At 68.7% G+C, this 17397-nt stretch carries 17 protein-coding genes; 10 read left to right on the forward strand and 7 right to left on the reverse strand.

The genetic code is table 11. From position 1 onward, the window contains the following. From MKD38_RS05020 to soxC, 4 genes are all read right to left on the reverse strand, one after another. Positions 1-1011: an ABC transporter substrate-binding protein gene (locus tag MKD38_RS05020; RefSeq protein WP_252674943.1), complete on the reverse strand. Its 1011-nt coding sequence runs from the start codon at positions 1009-1011 to the stop codon at positions 1-3. 79 nt (positions 1012-1090) lie between these two features. Next, on the reverse strand, positions 1091-2020 hold the full coding sequence (locus MKD38_RS05025) for a TauD/TfdA dioxygenase family protein (protein ID WP_252674944.1): 930 nt from the start codon (positions 2018-2020) through the stop codon (positions 1091-1093). Between the two features lie 151 nt (positions 2021-2171). Then, a complete protein-coding gene (locus tag MKD38_RS05030) occupies positions 2172-2759 on the reverse strand; it encodes a c-type cytochrome (protein ID WP_252674945.1) in 588 nt (195 codons plus the stop codon). Continuing rightward, positions 2746-3987, reverse strand: coding sequence for a sulfite dehydrogenase (gene soxC, locus MKD38_RS05035; protein WP_252674946.1), 1242 nt, complete (start codon positions 3985-3987; stop codon positions 2746-2748). Before soxC ends, MKD38_RS05030 begins: the two co-directional genes overlap by 14 nt. A gap of 215 nt (positions 3988-4202) precedes the next feature. Here soxC and MKD38_RS05040 point away from each other — a divergent pair, with 215 nt between their 5' ends. The 7 genes from MKD38_RS05040 (at position 4203) to MKD38_RS05070 (ending at position 11708) form a co-directional block, all read left to right on the forward strand. Continuing rightward, positions 4203-5333 carry an ABC transporter substrate-binding protein gene (locus tag MKD38_RS05040; protein ID WP_111516707.1) on the forward strand — a complete coding sequence of 377 codons (1131 nt, stop codon included), beginning with the start codon at positions 4203-4205 and terminating at the stop codon, positions 5331-5333. A gap of 4 nt (positions 5334-5337) precedes the next feature. After that, positions 5338-6174 (forward strand): ABC transporter permease, encoded by an 837-nt coding sequence (locus tag MKD38_RS05045; protein ID WP_252674947.1) that lies wholly within the window; start codon positions 5338-5340, stop codon positions 6172-6174. A gap of 12 nt (positions 6175-6186) precedes the next feature. Further along, entirely contained in the window at positions 6187-6984 is a 798-nt protein-coding gene (locus tag MKD38_RS05050; RefSeq protein WP_115713923.1) for an ABC transporter permease, read from the forward strand. Between the two features lie 33 nt (positions 6985-7017). Further along, the gene (locus tag MKD38_RS05055) at positions 7018-7812 is read left to right on the forward strand and encodes an ABC transporter ATP-binding protein (RefSeq protein ID WP_252674948.1); all 795 of its coding nucleotides are present in this window, start codon (positions 7018-7020) and stop codon (positions 7810-7812) included. A 30-nt stretch (positions 7813-7842) separates the two neighbouring features. Next, positions 7843-8805 (forward strand): TauD/TfdA dioxygenase family protein, encoded by a 963-nt coding sequence (locus MKD38_RS05060; protein WP_252674949.1) that lies wholly within the window; start codon positions 7843-7845, stop codon positions 8803-8805. A gap of 31 nt (positions 8806-8836) precedes the next feature. Further along, positions 8837-10210, forward strand: coding sequence for an LLM class flavin-dependent oxidoreductase (locus MKD38_RS05065; protein ID WP_252674950.1), 1374 nt, complete (start codon positions 8837-8839; stop codon positions 10208-10210). A gap of 223 nt (positions 10211-10433) precedes the next feature. After that, on the forward strand, positions 10434-11708 hold the full coding sequence (locus tag MKD38_RS05070) for an O-acetylhomoserine aminocarboxypropyltransferase/cysteine synthase family protein (RefSeq protein ID WP_252674951.1): 1275 nt from the start codon (positions 10434-10436) through the stop codon (positions 11706-11708). Between the two features lie 91 nt (positions 11709-11799). Here the strand turns inward: MKD38_RS05070 and MKD38_RS05075 are convergent, their stop codons facing one another. Genes MKD38_RS05075 through MKD38_RS05085 form a run of 3 tightly spaced genes read right to left on the reverse strand, consistent with a single transcriptional unit; the run spans position 11800 to position 14414 of the window. Further along, positions 11800-12771: a lysylphosphatidylglycerol synthase domain-containing protein gene (locus MKD38_RS05075; protein ID WP_252674952.1), complete on the reverse strand. Its 972-nt coding sequence runs from the start codon at positions 12769-12771 to the stop codon at positions 11800-11802. Next, the gene (gene clsB, locus MKD38_RS05080) at positions 12768-14003 is read right to left on the reverse strand and encodes a cardiolipin synthase ClsB (RefSeq protein WP_252674953.1); all 1236 of its coding nucleotides are present in this window, start codon (positions 14001-14003) and stop codon (positions 12768-12770) included. The genes MKD38_RS05075 and clsB overlap by 4 nt, the downstream gene beginning before the upstream one ends. A 54-nt stretch (positions 14004-14057) precedes the next feature. Further along, positions 14058-14414, reverse strand: a complete 357-nt coding sequence (locus tag MKD38_RS05085) for a hypothetical protein (RefSeq protein WP_252674954.1) — start codon at positions 14412-14414, stop codon at positions 14058-14060. Between the two features lie 184 nt (positions 14415-14598). Between MKD38_RS05085 and MKD38_RS05090 the strand changes: the two genes are divergently transcribed. The 3 genes from MKD38_RS05090 to MKD38_RS05100 all read left to right on the forward strand — a co-directional run bounded on the left by MKD38_RS05090 (position 14599) and on the right by MKD38_RS05100 (position 17288). Beyond that, positions 14599-15420: a MetQ/NlpA family ABC transporter substrate-binding protein gene (locus MKD38_RS05090; protein WP_252674955.1), complete on the forward strand. Its 822-nt coding sequence runs from the start codon at positions 14599-14601 to the stop codon at positions 15418-15420. 119 nt (positions 15421-15539) lie between these two features. Further along, positions 15540-16313, forward strand: coding sequence for an SDR family oxidoreductase (locus MKD38_RS05095; RefSeq protein ID WP_252674956.1), 774 nt, complete (start codon positions 15540-15542; stop codon positions 16311-16313). A gap of 66 nt (positions 16314-16379) precedes the next feature. Next, entirely contained in the window at positions 16380-17288 is a 909-nt protein-coding gene (locus tag MKD38_RS05100) for a LysR family transcriptional regulator (protein WP_252674957.1), read from the forward strand. The last annotated feature ends 109 nt before the right edge of the window (positions 17289-17397 follow it).

The following is a 17397-nucleotide window of genomic DNA, read 5'->3' on the forward strand; positions in this document are numbered from 1 at the left end:
TCAGCTCCCCTGCGCGGTGACCGGGTCCTGGAAGAAGTAGTCCTGCCAGGATTTGGGCTGGTTGCGGATCGCGCCCACGCGGTGCATGAAAGCGGCCAGCGCAAAGGTGTTCTGCGGCGCCACGCGGAACTGCACCTGCGGGTTCATCAGCACGCGCAGCAGTAGCGCGCGGTCGGTCCTGGCCTTGCTCTGGCGCAGGTAGATGTCGGCGGCCGCTTCCGGATTGGCGGTGGCAAAGGCCGCGGCCTCGGCCAGCGCGTCGACGAAGGCGCGATAGGTCTTGGGGTTGTCGCTGCGGAACTTCTCGGTCGCGTACAGCACCGTAGAAGAACTCGGACCGCCCAGCACGTCATACGAATTCAGCACGATGCGCGCGTTGGGGTTGCCCGCCAGTTCCTGCTCCTGGAACGGCGGATTGCCGAAGTGCCCGGTGATCTCGGTGCCGCCGGAAATGATCGCCGCGGCCGCATCCGGGTGCGGCACCGCCACGGTCCACTTGTCGAGGCGGTTGTATTCCTTGTCGCCCCACTGCTTTGCCGCAGCCAGTTGCAGCACGCGCGACTGCACCGATACGCCCACCGCCGGCAGCGCGATGCGGTCCTTCTCGGTGAAATCGGCAATCGACTTCACCTTGGGGTTGTTGCTGACCAGGTAGTACGGGAAGTTGCCCAGCGATGCCACGCCGCGCACGTTCTGCTTGCCGTGGGTGCGGTCCCACAGCGTCAGCAGCGGGCCCACGCCGGCGCCGGCGATATCGATGGCACCGGACAGCAGCGCGTCATTGACCGCGGCGCCGCCCGACAGTTGCGTCCATTCGACCTTGATGTCGACACCCTGCTGCTTGCCGTGCTTTTCAATCAGCTGCTGGTCGCGCGCCACGTTGAGCAGCAGGTAGACTACGCCGAACTGCTCGGCGATGCGCAGCTTGCCTTCGGCGTGCGCGGTGCCGGTGATGGCCAGGCCGGCGCTCAGTGCCAGCAGGCCGAGCCTGCGGGAAAAACGAGAAAACATGATTGAAACTCCAGGGAATACGTGGATGAGCGCTTGCCAGGGCAAGCGCGTGCGGTGACTAGCGATACCGCTGCCGCCTTCAGCGCGGCACGTCGCCTTCGATGGTGGTGCGGTACATCACGCGCCGCAGTTCCGGCGGACAGCCCGCGGCAAGATGCAGCAGCGAGCGGTTGTCCCAGAACACCAGGTCATGTGGCTGCCACTGGTGGCGGTAGATGTGGGCGGGCTTGACGCTGTGCGCGAACAACTGCTCCAGCAGGTCGCGGCTTTCCTGCTCGGGCAGGCCGACGATGCGGGTGGTGAAGTGCTCGCTGACAAAGAGCGCCTTGCGTCCCGTTTCCGGATGGGTGCGCACCACCGGCTGCAGCACCGGCCTGATCTGCGCGATCTGCTCCGGCGTCAGGTTGGGCCGCCACGGGCTGCGCTGCTGCAGCTCGGCGTAGCGCGCCAGGTAGGTGTGCTCGGCCTGCAGGCCATCGACGGCGCGCTGCAGCGCCGCCGGCAGCGTGTCCCAGGCCAGGTGCATGTTGGCGAACAACGTGTCGCCTCCCTCGGCGGGCAGCTCGCGCGCATGCAGCAGCGAACCGAGGCTGGGCTTTTCCTTGTACGACAGGTCCGAATGCCAGAAGTGGCCGGCATCGCCGAGCCCGATCGGCTTGCCGTTCTCGACCACGTTGGACACCACCAGCACTTGCGCATGACCCGGCAGCTGGAACTGGTGCAGCACGTGGATCTGCAACGGCCCGAAGCGGCGGCTGAAATCGACCTGCTGCGCAGGCGTGATCTGCTGGTCGCGGAACACCACCACGTGGTAGTCGAGGTGGGCGCGGTGGATGCGGACAAAATCCGCGTCGGACAGCGGCTGCGACAAGTCGAGTCCGATCACTTCCGCGCCCAGCGGCGCGTCCAGCGGACGGATCTCGAAGTTGCCCGCGTCTGCGGACAATGCGGTGGAAAGCGGTGCGCTCTGCTGGCGCGAAACACTGGCGTGGGCGGTTGCGGTCGTCATGGCAAGCTCTGGCACGGGGGAAGCCGATGCGGCATCCGGGATGCCGCGTACAAGCTTGCACTGTAGAGAGCCGGCCATTGCACGGTCAACGAATCATATTGCTGGCCCTTATCCGCTTATCGCATATCCATGTCTCGACATTGGCCAGCCATCAGGGCTTGCCGGGACAAGCGCTGCGGCACGGCACGTTGGCCGTATCCGGGCGCGCGTCGGCGACAAAGCCATCGCGGTTCGGCATCTGCACCTGCGGCAGCGTGCGCGCGTCCAGCACCGCATCCGCGGGCAGGATGCCGTTCTTGTGCAGCAGCCACGCGGTGACGGCATAGACCTCGTCCGGCGCCAGGCTCTGCGGCGCGTTGTAGGGCATGGCACGGTTGATGAAGTCGAATACCGTGGTCGCGTAGGGCCAGAAGCTGCCGATGGTCTTGACCGGGTCCTTGCTCCTGGCGGCGTCCTTCAGCGTGCCCTGCCCGCCCACCAGCGCATCGGCCGGCTTGCCTTCGCCATTGACGCCGTGACACGCGGCACAGTGCTGCGCATAGACCTGCTGGCCCCGCGCGACCGTGCCGCTGCCCGGCGGCAGGCCCGTGCCGTCCGGGGTCACGTCGATATTCCACGCGGCAAGGTCGCGCTCGCTGGCGGGGCGGCCTATGCCGTAGGTCTGGGCAAGGACCGTTTGGGCAGCGCAAGCCAGCGCCAGCACGGCGGCGGCACCACTGATTCGTTCAAGCGCGCGCATTGGCAATGCTCCCGTCCGCGGCCACGCGCCAGCGCTGGATCGCGTTGTAGTGATAGGTGGAAGCCACGCCGCGCGCGGCCACCAGCTGGTCCGGCGTGGGCTGGACGTTGCCGGCTTCGTCGATGGCGCGGCTCTCCAGCGAAGCTGGCCCGCCATCCCAGCGCCACGGCAGGCGGAAACGCACCAGGGCGCGGTCCAGCACCGGCTCCTGCAGCTGCGCCTCGCGCCAGCTGCGGCCGCCATCGGCCGACACCTCGACGCGGCGGATGCGCCCGTGGCCCGACCACGCCAGGCCCGAGATCTCATAGAACCCGCGCTCACGCAGTCTGTGGTCCGGCGCGGGGAAGGTGATCACGGACTTCACGTCCATCAGGAAGGTGAACTGCCGCGCGCTGCCGTCGGGCAAGGAGTCCGTGTACTTCGACGTCTCTTCGCGCGACATGAACGGCGCGCGCCCCAGCTTCAGGCGCCGAAGCCACTTGATGGACATGTTGCCCTCATAGCCCGGCAGGAACAGCCGCAGCGGATAGCCATGCTCGGGCCGCAGCATCTCGCCGTTCTGTGCATAGACCAGCAGTGCATCTTCCAGCGCCTTGGCCAGTGGCACGCTGCGCGTCATGGCTGCGCCATCGGCGCCTTCGGCCAGCACCCAGGCCGCATCCGGCGCCACGCCGACTTCGTCGAGCACCACGGACAACGGCACGCCGGTCCACTCACAGCAAGACAGCAGGCCGTGGCTGATCTGCACGGACTTGGCGCCGGGCGCCTTCCACTCGCGTCCGGTGTTGCCCGAGCACTCCAGGAAATGGATGCGCGATACCGACGGCAGGCGCACCAGGTCGTCCATGGTGAAGATGCGCGGGCGCGCCACCAGCCCGTGCACCGCCAGCCGGTGCTGCGCCGGGTCGATCAGCGGGATGCCGGCGTGATGGCGCTCGAACACCAGCCCGGTCGGCGTGATGATGCCGCGCAGGTCCTGCAGCGGCGTCATCGACGAGTTGGCGCCGGGCAGCGGCGCCGCGCTGCGGCTGCGCCGCACCACGTCTTTCTCGAACGGGGACGGCTGGCCGTAGGCATGCCACAGCACGGGCTCGCCCGGCGTGCGCGTCCACGGCGCAACCGTCAGGGGTTCAGCGCGCGCCGCAGTGGCGACGCCGGCCGCGGCGGCGCCCAGCACCGCCCCGCGCTGCAGGAAGCGCCGGCGGCCGGAACTCAGGTCATTGCTCATCGTGAGGGCGTGGTCAGTCTGGTAGCGATCAAAATGCGCAGACTGTAGGACAGCACCGGCACTTGGCCAACGAAGAAGAATGCATGCCGATATGCCAACGCCGCGCTGCGCGCCATATGCGGGGGGCCGATAACCAAAGCCGGAATCATTCGTTCTGGTCCGCGCGCAGCGCCGCTTATCGTGGAGCCGTCCTCAACTTCAAGAAGGTATGCACGATGACGACCCCGCGCCCCGATGCCACCGCTGCACCCACGCTGACCCGCCGCGAGCTGCTGCGCTGCGCGGCCTGGTCCGGGCTGGGCATGGCCGCGTCGCTGTCGCCGCTGTCCGCGTTCAGCGCCAGCCCGGCCGCGCGGCCCGACGTGATCCGCGTCGGCGTGGCCCAGCCCGCCACCGGCACCCCGCCCAGCTTTGCCGGCAGCTCGCTGGCAATTGCCCATGCGCGCGGCTGGCTCGAGGAATCGTTCAAGCCGACCGGCACGCGCGTGGAGTGGTTCTTCTTCAAGGGCGCCGGCCCCGCCGTCAACGAGGCGCTGGCCAACCGCCAGCTCGACTTCGCGCTGCAAGGCGACCTGCCGTCCATCGTGGCCCGCTCCGCCGGACTGAAGACGCGGCTGGTGCTGGCCACCGGCGTGCGCGCCAACATCTACGTGGGAGTGCCGCCCGATTCGCCGCTGAAGACGGTCAGCGACCTGCGCGGCAAGCGCGTGTCGCTGTTCAAGGGCACCAACATGCATCTGCCCGCGCTGCGCCTGCTGGAAGCGAACGGGCTGTCGGACAAGGACCTGCGCCTGCTGAACCTGGACACGGCCGGCTACCTGGCGGCGCTGTCCACGCGCGACATCGACGCGGCCATCGGTGCCATGGACATCCTGCGCCTGCGCGACAAGGGCGCGGTGCGCATCCTTTACTCCAGCAAGAACCAGTCGCCGATCTACACACGGCAAAGCCACGTACTGGTGAGCGACGAATTCGCCGGGCGCTATCCGGAGGCCACGCAGCACCTGGTGAAGGCCGCGGTCGAGGCGGCGCGGTGGGCCTCGGACGAGAGCCATCGCGAGGAGGTGCTGCGCACCTGGGCGCGTGCGGGCACGCCTTATGACCACTGGAAGGAGGACTTCGACGGCGAGCCGCTGCGGGTGCGGCTGAACCCGAATTTCGATCCCTTCCTGGTCAGCCGCTACAAGGACGCGGTCGAGCAGGCCTATCGCTTCAAGCTGAGCCGTGCGCGCTTTGACGTGGACCAGTGGATCGACCAGCGCTTCCTGAAGGCTGCGCTCAACGACCTGAGCCTGCAGAGCTACTGGCCCGTCTACCAACCCAACGGCAAGATCCTGGGAGCCTGACATCATGTCTGTCGCCGAATCGCTTTCACTGCCCGCCGCAGCAGCGCCGCGCGCGCCTTCCCCGCGCAAGCCACTGCGCTGGCAGGACGCCACATGCTGGCTGCTGGCCTGGCCGGTGCCGCTGGCGCTGCTGCTGGTGTGGTACGTGGCCGCCCGCAATGCCTGGATTCCGCCGCAGGTGCTGCCCGCACCCGAGGACGTCGCGCGCACGCTGGCCGACCTCTGGCAAAGCGGGGAACTGCAGGCCAACCTGGCCATCAGCGCGCTGCGCGTGGCCGGCGGCTTCGCCGTGGGGCTGGCCGGCGGCCTGGCGCTGGGCGCGGCCATGGGCCTGTCGCCAACGTTGCGCGAATACGTCTACCCGACCTTCAAGGCCTTCAGCCAGGTGCCGGTGCTGGGCTGGCTGCCGCTGCTGATGCAGCTGGTCGGCATCGACGAAGCGCTCAAGGTGATCCTGATCGCCAAGGCCGCCTTCGTGCCGGTGGCGCTGAACACGTACAAGGGCATCGGCAGCGTGCCGACCCGCTACCTGGAAGTGGCGCGGGTGCTGCAGCTCACGCGCTGGCAGACGCTGTCGCGCGTGGTGCTGCCCGCCGCGGCCGCGCCGGTGTGGAACGGCGTGCGCTACGGCCTGACGCACGCGTGGCTGGCGCTGGTGGTGGTGGAGCTGCTGGCCTCGTCCGAGGGGCTGGGCTACATGATCGTCTACGGGCGCCAGCTGTTCCAGCTCGACATGGTGCTGGCCGCCGTGGTGGTGGTGGGCGTGGTTGGCTTTGCGCTGGACAAGACGCTGGCGCTGGCTGAAGGCGCGGTGCTGCGCTGGCGCAAGCCGGGCTTCTGAGGCGAGGCCGCGATGACTACTTCTGCTATCCGCCCCCGTATTCGCCTGCCCCGCGCCTTGCGCGGCTGGGTGCTGCCGCTCGCGCTGCTCGCGCTGTGGTGGGCCGCCGTGCGCTTTGGCTGGACCACTTCGCCGCTGCTGGTGCCGGTATCCAGCGTCTGGGACACCGCGGTGCGCCAGGTGCAAAGCGGCGCGCTGGCCACGGCATTGGCCGCCAGCCTGTGGCGCGACCTGGCCGGCTTTGCCATCGGCGCCAGCGCCGGGCTGGTGTTCGGCACGGCGCTGGGCCTGTCGCGCCTGTTCGAACGCCTGGTCGGTCCGAGCTTTCACACGGTCAAGCAGATCTCGCTGTTTGCATGGATCCCGCTGATCTCGGTCTGGTTCGGGCTGGGCGATGCCGCCAAGGTGGTGTTCCTGTCGCTGGCCGCATTCTTCCCGGTGGTGCTGAACACCTTCGAAGGCATCCGCGCCGTGCCGGCCGACCTGCTCGAGGTGGCGCGTGTCCTGCGCTTCAACCGCACCCAGGTACTGTGGCGCGTGGTGCTGCCGTCGGCGGCGCCGTCGATCTTCGCCGGCATCCACCTGGCGCTGATCTATGCGTGGCTGGCGACGCTCGGCGCGGAGTACCTGCTGGTATCCGGCAAGGGCATCGGCAACACCATGACCGACGGCCGCGAAAACTTCTGGATGGACCTGGTGATCTTCGGCGTGATCGTGGTCGGCCTGGTCGGCTTCACGCTGAACTGGATTGCCAGCCGCATCGAATCCCGCCTGCTCGCCTGGCGCGGGCGCTCGGTGGCCGCGGGCTGAGCCGCGCTGCCCCTTATTGAACGGAGACCACAAATGCCACATGCCGGCACGCTAAGCATCGCGCACCTGCACAAGCAGTACGAAGTCGAGGGCCGCGGGCTGCCCGTGCTCGAGGACATCACCCTGACCATCGCCCCGGGCGAGTTCGTCAGCATCGTCGGCGCCAGCGGCTGCGGCAAGTCCACCCTGCTGCGGCTGGTGGTGGGGCTGGAACAGGATTATCGCGGCGAGATCCTTCTGGACGGCAAGCGCGTATCGGGCACCAGCCTGCAGCGCGGCATCGTGTTCCAGGAGCATCGTTTGTTCCCGTGGCTGACAGTCGAGCAGAACATCCGGCTGGCGCTGCTCAACACCCCAGGCAGCGACGCGGAGAAAGTCCGCAACGTTGGCGAGCATATCGCGCTGGTTGGCCTGCGCGGCTTCGAGCAGGCCTATCCGCACCAGCTCTCCGGCGGCATGTCGCAGCGCGTGGCGATTGCGCGGGCACTGGTGACGCGGCCCGAGATCCTGCTGCTCGACGAGCCCTTCGGCGCGCTCGATGCGATGACGCGGGCCTACCTGCAGCAGGAGCTGCAGCGCATCTGGCAGGCCGAGGGCATCACCATGATCCTGGTCACCCACGACGTCGAGGAAGCCGTCTTCCTGGGCGACCGCGTGGTGGTGATGGAACCCCGGCCCGGCCGCATCCGCCGCATCCTGCCGGTGGACCTGCCGCATCCACGCGAACGCGCCGGACTTCCCTTCGCGCGGGTGCGCGATGCCGTGCTACGCGAATTCGCCGGGCAGGAGCCTGTCGTGCAGCGGGCCCCCGAACCTGAACTCGCCTGACCCAACCCTGATCCCCTCCGGAGCTTCGTGATGACCCAAGCCAACGCCACGCAAGACCAGCCCGTCCAGCTCGACATCCACCCGGTTGCCGGCCGCATCGGCGCCGAGATCCGCGGCGTCGCGCTGCACGGCGACCTGCCGCCCGCTACCTTCGCCGCCATCCGCGCAGCCTTGCTCAGGCACAAGGTGCTGTTCTTCCGCGACCAGGTGCATCTGGACGATGCCGCACAGCAGAGCTTTGCGCGCCTGTTCGGCGACACCGTGCCGCACCCGACCGTGCCCTCGCGCGACGGCACGCAGCTGCTTGAGCTCGACTCGCAGCACGGCGGCCGCGCCAACTCCTGGCATACCGACGTGACCTTCGACCTGGCCTATCCCGCGGTCTCGGTGCTGCGCGCCGTGACCGTTCCCGCCGCCGGCGGCGATACGGTGTGGGCCAACACCGCCGCTGCTTACCAGGACCTGCCCGAGCCGCTGCGCGAACTGGCCGACAAGCTGTGGGCGCTGCACACCAACGACTACGACTACGCGGCCACGCGCGTCAATCCGAGCGACGAAGGACTGAAGCGCTACCGCGAGGTATTCACCTCGGCGCTCTACGAGACCGAGCACCCGGTGGTGCGCGTGCACCCGGAAACCGGTGAGCGCACGCTGGTGCTGGGGCACTTCGTCAAGAAGCTGCTGGACTACGCGTCGGCCGATTCGGCACACCTGATTGCCGTGCTGCAGGGCCATGTGCACCGGCTGGAGAACACCGTGCGCTGGCGCTGGCGCGCGGGCGACGTCGCGATCTGGGACAACCGCGCCACCCAGCACTACGCCATCAACGACTATGGTGACGCGCACCGCGTGGTGCGCCGCGCCACCGTGGCCGGCGACATTCCGGTCGGTGTAGATGGCCGCCGCAGCAAGGCGGTGAAGGCGGGCGTGCGCGGCGAGGGCGCGGCGCCGGCCAACCAGTCCGCCGGTGCCGCGCAACGGCAAGCGGCCTGATCCAGCCAGCTTCTTCCGGAGAGCACGATCGATGTCATCGCAAAAGCCGCCGCGCCAGCTGCATCTGGGCGCCTTTCTCCAGGCCACCGGGCACCATGTCGCCGGGTGGCGCCATCCCGGCGCGCAGGCCGATGCCGGGCGCAACCTGGCGCACTACATCGCACTGGCGCAGCGCGCCGAGGCCGCGGGGTTCGATGCGCTGTTCCTGGCGGACAGCGTCGCCATCCGCGGCATGGACGATGCCACCCTGCCGCGCACCGCGCGCGCCGCCACCTTCGAGCCGCTGACGCTGCTGTCGGCACTGGCGGCGGTGACGCAGCGCATCGGCCTGGTGGCGACCGTCTCCACCACCTACAACGAGCCCTTTCATGTGGCGCGCAAGTTCGCCTCGCTCGACCATCTCAGCGGCGGCCGCGCGGGCTGGAACGTGGTGACATCGTGGTCGGATGCCGAGGCGCGTACCTTCAGCCTCGAGCGTCATCCCGCGCACGCTGACCGCTACGCCCGTGCCGAGGAGTTCGTCGACGTGGTCACCGGGCTGTGGGACACCTGGGAGGATGATGCCTTCCTGTATGACAAGGACAGCGGCCGGCATTTCGATGCGGACAAGCTGCACACGCTGGACCATCGCAGCGCGCACTTCCAGGTGCGCGGGCCGCTCAACGTCGCGCGCCCGCCGCAGGGCCATCCGGTGATCGTGCAGGCCGGCTCGTCCGAGGCCGGGCAGGAGCTGGCCGCACGCACCGCCGAGGTCATCTTCACCGCGCAGCAGTCGCTGGCCGATGCGCAGGCCTTCTATCGCGGCCTGAAAGCGCGGCTCGCGCGCTATGGCCGCACGCCCGACCAGCTCAAGATCCTGCCGGGCGTGTTCCCGGTGGTGGGCCGCAGCGAGGCCGAGGCGCACGAGAAATTCGAAGCGCTGCAAAACCTGATCCATCCGTCGGTGGGGCTGGCCCTGCTGTCGCAGCACCTGGGCGGGATCGACCTGAGCGGCTATCCGCTGGACGGCCCGCTGCCCGACAACCTGGCCGAGCCGAACGGCGCCAAGAGCCGCTTCCAGCTGGTTACCGGCCTGGCCCGGCGCGAGGGGCTCACCATCCGCCAGCTGTGCCTGCGCGTGGCCACCGCGCGCGGCCACTGGTCGATCTACGGCACACCGCAGTCCGTCGCCGACCAGCTGCAGGCATGGTTCGAGGGCGAGGCCGCCGATGGCTTCAATGTCATGCCGCCCTGGCTGCCGGGCGGGCTCGATGATTTCATCGAACTGGTGCTGCCGGAGCTGCGCCGGCGCGGGCTGTTCCGCGAGCGCTATACGGGCACCACGCTGCGCGAGCACCTGGGGCTGCGCCGGCCGGAGAACCTGCGCTGGCAGCAGCTCGAACCGCCGCTCGCGGTCGGGGCATGACCGCGGCGCCGCGCATATCCAAATGCAATAAGCTTCCTTGCCTCGCGCGAGCGCCGTCGGCAACCATAGCAGCCACGCCGCAGGGGCGTGCGCGGGCCGGCTGGTACCATCGCACGGCCTGGTGCGCCCGTGCGGCGCACTGCTCGGCATGCCCGGCGCCAGGGCAGGCACTGCCCCCCGCGCGCCGGTCCGGCACCCAACAGCGAGAAGAAGAGAGAAGAAGATGAGACTCGAAACCCTGGCCGTCCATGGCGGCTATTCGCCAGATCCCACCACGCGCGCGGTGGCCGTGCCGATCTACCAGACCGTCGCCTACGCCTTCGACAACGCGCAGCATGGAGCGGACCTGTTCGACCTGAAGGTGGCCGGCAATATCTACAGCCGCATCATGAACCCGACCAACGACGTGCTCGAGCAGCGCCTGGCCGCGCTCGAGGGCGGCGTGGGGGCGCTGGCGCTGGCGTCCGGCATGGCGGCGATCACCTATGCGATCCAGACCATTGCCGAGGCCGGCGACAACATCGTCTCGTCCAGCCAGCTCTACGGCGGCACCTACAACCTGCTGGCGCACACGCTGCCGCAGTCGGGCATCGAGACCCGCTTTGCCGACGGCCGCAATCCGGCCAGCTTCGGCGACCTGATCGATGCGCGCACCAAGGCCGTGTTCGTCGAGTCGGTGGGCAATCCGCTCGGCAACGTGGTCGATATCGCCGCGATCGCGCGCGTCGCGCACAACCACGGCGTGCCGCTGATCGTCGATAACACGGTGCCGTCGCCCTACCTGTGCCGGCCGTTCGAGCATGGCGCCGATATCGTCGTGCATTCGCTGACGAAATACCTGGGCGGCCACGGCAACAGCGTCGGCGGCGCCATCGTCGACAGCGGCAAGTTCCCGTGGGCGCAGCACAAGGAGCGCTTCCGCCGCCTGAACGAGCCGGACGTGTCGTACCACGGCGTGGTCTATACGGAAGCGCTGGGGCCGGCCGCCTATATCGGCCGCGCGCGCGTGGTGCCGCTGCGCAATACCGGCGCCGCGCTGTCACCGTTCAACGCGTTCCTGATCCTGCAGGGCATCGAGACCCTGGCGCTGCGGCTGGACCGCATCACCGACAATGCGCTGGCGATCGCCCGCCACCTGCAGCAGCACGCCAAGGTGGCGTGGGTCAATTTTGCCGGCCTGCCGGATCACCCCGACCACGCGCTGGTGCAGCAATACCTGGGCGGCCGCGGGCCCGGCATCCTTTCGTTCGGGCTGAAGCAAGGTGGCCGCGAGGGCGGCGCGCGCTTCCTCGATGCGCTGCAGCTGTTCACGCGGCTGGTCAATATCGGCGATGCCAAGTCGCTGGCCACCCACCCGGCATCGACCACGCACCGCCAGCTCAACGCCGAAGAACTGCAGGCGGCGGGCGTCAGCGAGGACATGGTACGGCTGTCGATCGGCATCGAGCATATCGACGACCTGATCGAAGACCTGGACCGCGCGCTGGCAGCGGCCTGACCTCCAGCCATGCCCGCTACCGCTGGTTTGCTCCCCTCTCCCGCCCGCGGGAGAGGGGCCGGGGGAGAGGGTAGGCGCTCGCACTAGCCGATCACTTCACCGCTTCCTCGTCACCGCGCTTGCCCCGCGCCTCCAGCACGAAATAGCTCACTGATCCGATCATCAACGGAATCAGGTAATACAACGCCCGATACGCGATCAGCGCCGCGAGCAGCAGCCCGTGCGGCACCTGGTCGCCCAGCATGGTCAGGAACACGGTCTCGATCACGCCCAGCCCGCCGGGGATGCGCACTACCACCCCCGCCAGCCCGGACGCCAGCAGCACGCCAAGCACCGTGAAGTAGGTCGCATGCGTATGCAGCAGCGCGTACAGGATCGCGCCCATCGACATCCAGTGGGCCGCCGACAGCGCGCATTGCAACGCCGCGAAGCGCACCGTGGGCATATAGATGTCGTGGTCGCGCACGGTACGGTGGCGGCCGTGCCAGAGCGCGCACGCGGCCAGGTAAGCGGCCGGGAGGGCCAGCATCAGCATGCCCAGCACCCGCGTCAGTGCCGCGGGAATGCCCCACTCCGGCGGCAGCACCACCAGTTCGCCGGCGAGGATGGCGCCCGCCAGCACGGCATAGCCAAGCCAGTTGGTGGTGACCACCACCACGAACAGGCTCCAGATCTGCGGCGCGCTCAGCCCCGCGCGCGAGTACAGCCGGTAGCGCACGCCCGCGCCGCCCAGCGTGGCGCCCAGGTTGAGGCTGAGCGTGTAACTGACATAGGAGATCGCCATCACCCGGCGCAGCGGCAGCGGGTGCCCGGCATAGCGGCAGCCGAGCACGTCGAACTGGCTGTACAGCAGCCCGCTCAGTGCCACGAAGCCGGCCGCTGGCAGCAGCGTGCGCGCGTTAAAGCCGCGCAGCGCTTCCAGCACCGCGTTCCAGTCGATGGTGCCCAGCTTGCGCGCGATCAGCGCCAGCACGGCGGCAATGAAGAGGATGCCGATGGCACGGCGCCAGGCCGGCCAGTGCGCATGCTGGCGGATGGCGGTCAGGGCCTCGGCGCCCGTCATTCCGCGCCTCCGCGCAACACCACCACGCGCCGCGCGTTGCGCCGCCCGCCCGGCATCGGCTGCACCAGCCGGGGCGCGTGCGCCGGCAGCCAGCCCGCCCAGGCCGGGAAGCGCCGCAGGAAGTGGAACATCAGCGTCGCGCCCAGCGCATCGAGGCGGTTGCGCGGCGACTTCAGCCCCGGCGGCACCGCGCGGCAGCGCGCGCCGATCAGCGCTTCGAGCCGGCCGCGCAGGTGGCACGCGAAGGCTTCATCGCGGATCACGAGATTGGCCTCGAGGTTCAGCGACAGACTCAGCGGGTCGAGGTTGCTGGAGCCGACCGTGGCCCAGTTGTCGTCGACCACCGCGACCTTGCCGTGGAAAGGCCGCTCGACGTATTCGAGGATCTGCACGCCGGCGTCCTGCAGATGCGCGTAGAGCAGGCCGCCAGCGCGCGCCACCCACGGCATGTCGGGCTTGCCCTGCAGCAGCAGCCGCACCCGCACGCCGCGCGCGGCGGCCTCGCACAGCGCATGCAGCAGCCGGTAGCCCGGCAGGAAGTAAGCGTTGGCGATGATGACCTCGCGCCGCGCCGCGCGGATCGCGTCGAGGTAGGCAAATTCGATGTCGTTGCGGTGGCGGTGGTTGTCGCGCGTGACCAGGTTCACGCGTGCGTCGTAAGTGCGCGGATCCGGCCCCTCGCGTGCGGCCGCAGGCTTGGGCAAGGGCGGCAGCGGCGGACACGCGCCTGGCATCGCGCGCACCAGGAAGTCGTGCACCCGGCGTGCAAAGGGCCCGCGGATTTCCACCGCATAGTCCTGCTTGGCCAGCGGCCCGAACTGGTACAGGTGCTGCGCCGAGAAATTGAGACCGCCGACGAACGCCACCTCGGCATCGACGGCGATCAGCTTGCGGTGCATGCGCCGGAAGATGTGGGTGCGCACCCCGAACAGCCGCGGCCGCGGCGAAAATGTGCAGAACTGCACGCCTGCATCGACCAGCCCGGCAATAAAGGCCGGCGACAGGTCATGCGAGCCGAAGCCGTCCACCGTCAGCGCCACGCGCACGCCGCGGCGCGCCGCGGCCAGCAGTGCCGCGTGCAATTTGTGGCCTACCTCGTCTTCAAACAGGATAAAAGTTTCCAGCAGTACGCTTTCGCGCGCGTGCGCAATGGCGTCGAACACGCACGGAAAATACTCCTCGCCGTTCTCCAGCAGGCGGAAGTGGTCGGAAGCGGACGGAAGCGGTGTCATGGCCGGGGAATCGCCGCAAACACCATGCCAGCGACAACCGCACGCCAGCCGCAACTAACCTCGGCGACGGCCGCGCCGCCAGCGCGCCAGCACTGCGGCGGCCAGCGCACCGGCTACCAGTCCCGCAAAAAAGATCGCCGCCGCCATGCCACTCCATGCGCCCGCGCCAGCATCTTCGGCGCCGCCCCGCGCCAGCGGCGCCAGCGACTGCCAGTCGGCGGCGGTGAACTGCGTCATCGCGGGCGCGCCATCCAGGCCATACACGCAGACCTCGCCGCCCGGCAGCTTGCAAAAGCGCGCCGGCGGACAACTGCGCAGGATGGCCTGGGTCTCGCCTTCACCGCAGCGGGCGCCGGCGCTGCGCAGCACCTGGATGGTGACGTCGGGATGCTTGGTCAGTTGTTCGGGCATGGCGGCCTCCCATGGCTTGCAGACGCAGAGACGCGTGACGCGTTCCTACAGCGTAGGCCTTATACCGCGCGGGCATATCGCCATGCGTAAACGCTCGTTCGTCCATTGGCTGCTTTTCCATACAATGGCCCGATGCCACGGCGCGACGCCGCGGCCACACCACCACATCAAAGGGGAGCATCCGATGCAATACGGGAAATCCGGCCTGGCCGCGCGGCTGGCGGCAGTCGTGCTAGCGCTGGGCGTGGTGCAAGGCGCCGGCGCGGCCGATCCGGACAAGAAGGAAATCCGCTTCGGCGCCAGCGCCGGCCCCTATGCCGACCAGATCCGCTATGGCATCAAGCCGGTGCTGGAACAGCGCGGCTACAAGGTCACCATCGTCGAGTTCAGCGACTATGTGCAGCCGAACCTGGCGCTGGCTGACGGCGCCATCGACGCCAACGCCTTCCAGCACGTGGCCTACCTGAAGAAGTTCTCGGCCGACCGCAAGCTAGCGCTGAGCGACGTGATCCAGGTGCCAACCGCGCCGATCGGCATCTACAGCCGCAAGCACAAGGCACTGGCCGAGGTGAAGCCGGGCAACACCGTGTCGCTGCCGAACGACCCGACCAACCTGGCGCGCGCCATCGCCATCCTGCAGCAGATCGGCTGGGTCACGCTCAAGCCCGGCACCGATCCGATCCGCGCCAGCGAACGCGATATCGACGCCAACCCGCACAAGCTCAAGCTGATCCAGCTGGAGGCCGCGCAGCTGCCGCGCTCGCTCGACGATGTCGACTATGCCTTCGTCAACGGCAACTATGCGCTGGCCTCGGGCCTGAAGCTGACCTCGGCGCTGGCGCTGGAGAAGATTCCGGACTACTACATGAACCTGGTCGCGGTGAAGACCGCCGACCTGAACAAGCCCTTCGTCAGGGACATCCGCGAGGCCTACCAGTCCGCCCAGTTCAAGGCGGTGACGCAACAGCGCTTTGCCGGCTTCGTGCCGCCGCCGTACCAGCGCTGAGCCCCCCTGCGCGCATTGTTCTGGTTTCCTGGATGATCTATCCAGTCCCCGCCGATTTATTCCGCAGTCCCGGCCGCCTAAGCTGAAGCCTCCTTCGACGCATCCACAGGAGAGTTTCCATGGCTGACCATTCCATCCGCGGCAAGGTCGCGCTGATCGCCGGCGGCGCCAAGAACCTGGGCGGGCTGATCGCGCGCGACCTGGCCGCCCAGGGCGCGCGCGCCATCGCCATCCACTACAACAGCGCGGCCTCGCGCGCCGACGCCGAGACCACGGTCCGGGCGCTCCAGGCAAGCGGTGCACAGGCGGTGGCGCTGCAGGCGGACCTCACCAGCGCGAGCGCGGTCGAGCGGCTGTTTGCCGATGCCGTGGCCGCGGTGGGCCGCCCCGATATCGCCATCAACACGGTGGGCAAGGTACTGAAGAAGCCGTTCGCCGAGATCAGCGAGGCCGAGTACGACGAGATGTCGGCCGTCAACGCCAAGAGCGCGTTCTTCTTCCTGAAGGAAGCCGGCCGCCACGTCAACGACCACGGCAAGATCGTGACGCTGGTGACCTCGCTGCTGGGCGCGTTCACGCCCTTCTATGCCGCCTATGCCGGCACCAAGGCGCCGGTTGAACACTTTACCCGCGCCGCGGCCAAGGAGTTCGGCGCGCGCGGCATCTCGGTGACGGCGGTGGGGCCGGGTCCGATGGACACGCCGTTCTTCTACGGCCAGGAAGGCGACGATGCCGTGGCCTATCACAAGAGCGCGGCCGCGCTGTCGCCGTTCTCGCCGACGGGACTGACGCATATCGAGGATGTGGTGCCCTTTATCCGCCATCTGGTCAGCGACGGCTGGTGGATCACCGGCCAGACCATGCTGATCAACGGCGGGTACACGACCAAGTAAGCCGCCGCGCCGCTCTGGTGCGCGCACGCATTGCAGGTATGCTTGCGCCATCGACAAGCGAGACGTATGGACAGATTCGACCAGTACCGCGTATTCCTGCAGGTGGCCGAGATGGGCAGCTTCATCAAGGCCGCGCATGCGCTGGGGCTGCCGCGCGCGTCGGTGTCGGCGGCGGTGCAGGACCTGGAGGCCCAGGTCGGCACGCGCCTGCTGCACCGGACCACGCGGCAGGTGCGGCTGAGCGCCGACGGCGCGCAATTGCTCGAACGATTGCGCCCGCTGCTGGCCGAGGTCGAGGATATCGACCAGTTGTTCCACGCCGGCCAGCGCCAGGCCAGCGGCCGTCTCAACGTCGATATGCCGAGCCGCATCGCGCGCCGGCTGGTGGCACCGGCACTGCCCGCACTGTTGCGGCGCCATCCGCGGCTGCAGCTGTCGCTTGGTTCCAGCGACCGCGCCATCGACCTGGTGCAGGAGGGCGTCGACTGCGCGGTGCGCTTCGGCGTGCTGGCCGACAGCAGCCTGGTGGTGCGGCCGCTGGGCCGGATCGCGCTGGTCAACTGCGCCAGTCCGGCTTATCTGCGCGAACACGGCGAGCCCCGTGATCCGGCCGATCTGCGCCGCGGCCACCTCGCGGTGGGCTACGCCAGTCCGCGCACCGGCCGCGACCTGCCGTGGGAATTCCTGGATGCCGATGGCAGCGCGCGTGCGGCCGATGTGGCAACGCGCGTCTCCGTCAACAATGCCGAAAGCTATATCGCCTGCTGCCTCGCCGGCATCGGGATGATCCAGATCCCGCGCTTCGACGTGCAGCACCTGCTCGACAGCGGACAATTGCTGGAAATCATGCCCGACTGGCGCCCGCCCACCATGCCGGTGTCGCTGCTTTATCCGCACCGCCGCCAGCGCTCGGCACGGCTCGCGGTGTTCCTGGAGTGGTTCCGCGCGCTGATGCAGCCGCACCTGCAAGGCTGAGCGGCGGCCCGCGCGGGCATCGCCGCATTGTGCGCAGCAAGACAATTTCGCGCCGCGCCGGCCGCGCAAATGCCCTACACTCAAGCTCAAGTCCCCCGCGCCCAAAAAG

Source organism: Cupriavidus sp. WGlv3 (assembly GCF_023952475.1).
GTDB classification, from domain to species: Bacteria; Pseudomonadota; Gammaproteobacteria; order Burkholderiales; family Burkholderiaceae; genus Cupriavidus; species Cupriavidus phytorum.

Coding starts and splice junctions, on each gene's coding strand:
- MKD38_RS05090 (WP_252674955.1), top strand. CDS start 14,599: ATGCAATACGGGAAATCCGGCCTGGCCGCGCGGCTGGCGGCAGTCGTG.
- MKD38_RS05100 (WP_252674957.1), top strand. CDS start 16,380: ATGGACAGATTCGACCAGTACCGCGTATTCCTGCAGGTGGCCGAGATG.
- MKD38_RS05085 (WP_252674954.1), bottom strand. CDS start 14,414: ATGCCCGAACAACTGACCAAGCATCCCGACGTCACCATCCAGGTGCTG.
- MKD38_RS05025 (WP_252674944.1), bottom strand. CDS start 2,020: ATGACGACCGCAACCGCCCACGCCAGTGTTTCGCGCCAGCAGAGCGCA.
- MKD38_RS05065 (WP_252674950.1), top strand. CDS start 8,837: ATGTCATCGCAAAAGCCGCCGCGCCAGCTGCATCTGGGCGCCTTTCTC.
- clsB (WP_252674953.1), bottom strand. CDS start 14,003: ATGACACCGCTTCCGTCCGCTTCCGACCACTTCCGCCTGCTGGAGAAC.
- MKD38_RS05055 (WP_252674948.1), top strand. CDS start 7,018: ATGCCACATGCCGGCACGCTAAGCATCGCGCACCTGCACAAGCAGTAC.
- MKD38_RS05020 (WP_252674943.1), bottom strand. CDS start 1,011: ATGTTTTCTCGTTTTTCCCGCAGGCTCGGCCTGCTGGCACTGAGCGCC.
- MKD38_RS05070 (WP_252674951.1), top strand. CDS start 10,434: ATGAGACTCGAAACCCTGGCCGTCCATGGCGGCTATTCGCCAGATCCC.
- MKD38_RS05095 (WP_252674956.1), top strand. CDS start 15,540: ATGGCTGACCATTCCATCCGCGGCAAGGTCGCGCTGATCGCCGGCGGC.
- MKD38_RS05045 (WP_252674947.1), top strand. CDS start 5,338: ATGTCTGTCGCCGAATCGCTTTCACTGCCCGCCGCAGCAGCGCCGCGC.
- MKD38_RS05040 (WP_111516707.1), top strand. CDS start 4,203: ATGACGACCCCGCGCCCCGATGCCACCGCTGCACCCACGCTGACCCGC.
- MKD38_RS05050 (WP_115713923.1), top strand. CDS start 6,187: ATGACTACTTCTGCTATCCGCCCCCGTATTCGCCTGCCCCGCGCCTTG.
- MKD38_RS05060 (WP_252674949.1), top strand. CDS start 7,843: ATGACCCAAGCCAACGCCACGCAAGACCAGCCCGTCCAGCTCGACATC.
- MKD38_RS05030 (WP_252674945.1), bottom strand. CDS start 2,759: ATGCGCGCGCTTGAACGAATCAGTGGTGCCGCCGCCGTGCTGGCGCTG.
- MKD38_RS05075 (WP_252674952.1), bottom strand. CDS start 12,771: ATGACGGGCGCCGAGGCCCTGACCGCCATCCGCCAGCATGCGCACTGG.
- soxC (WP_252674946.1), bottom strand. CDS start 3,987: ATGAGCAATGACCTGAGTTCCGGCCGCCGGCGCTTCCTGCAGCGCGGG.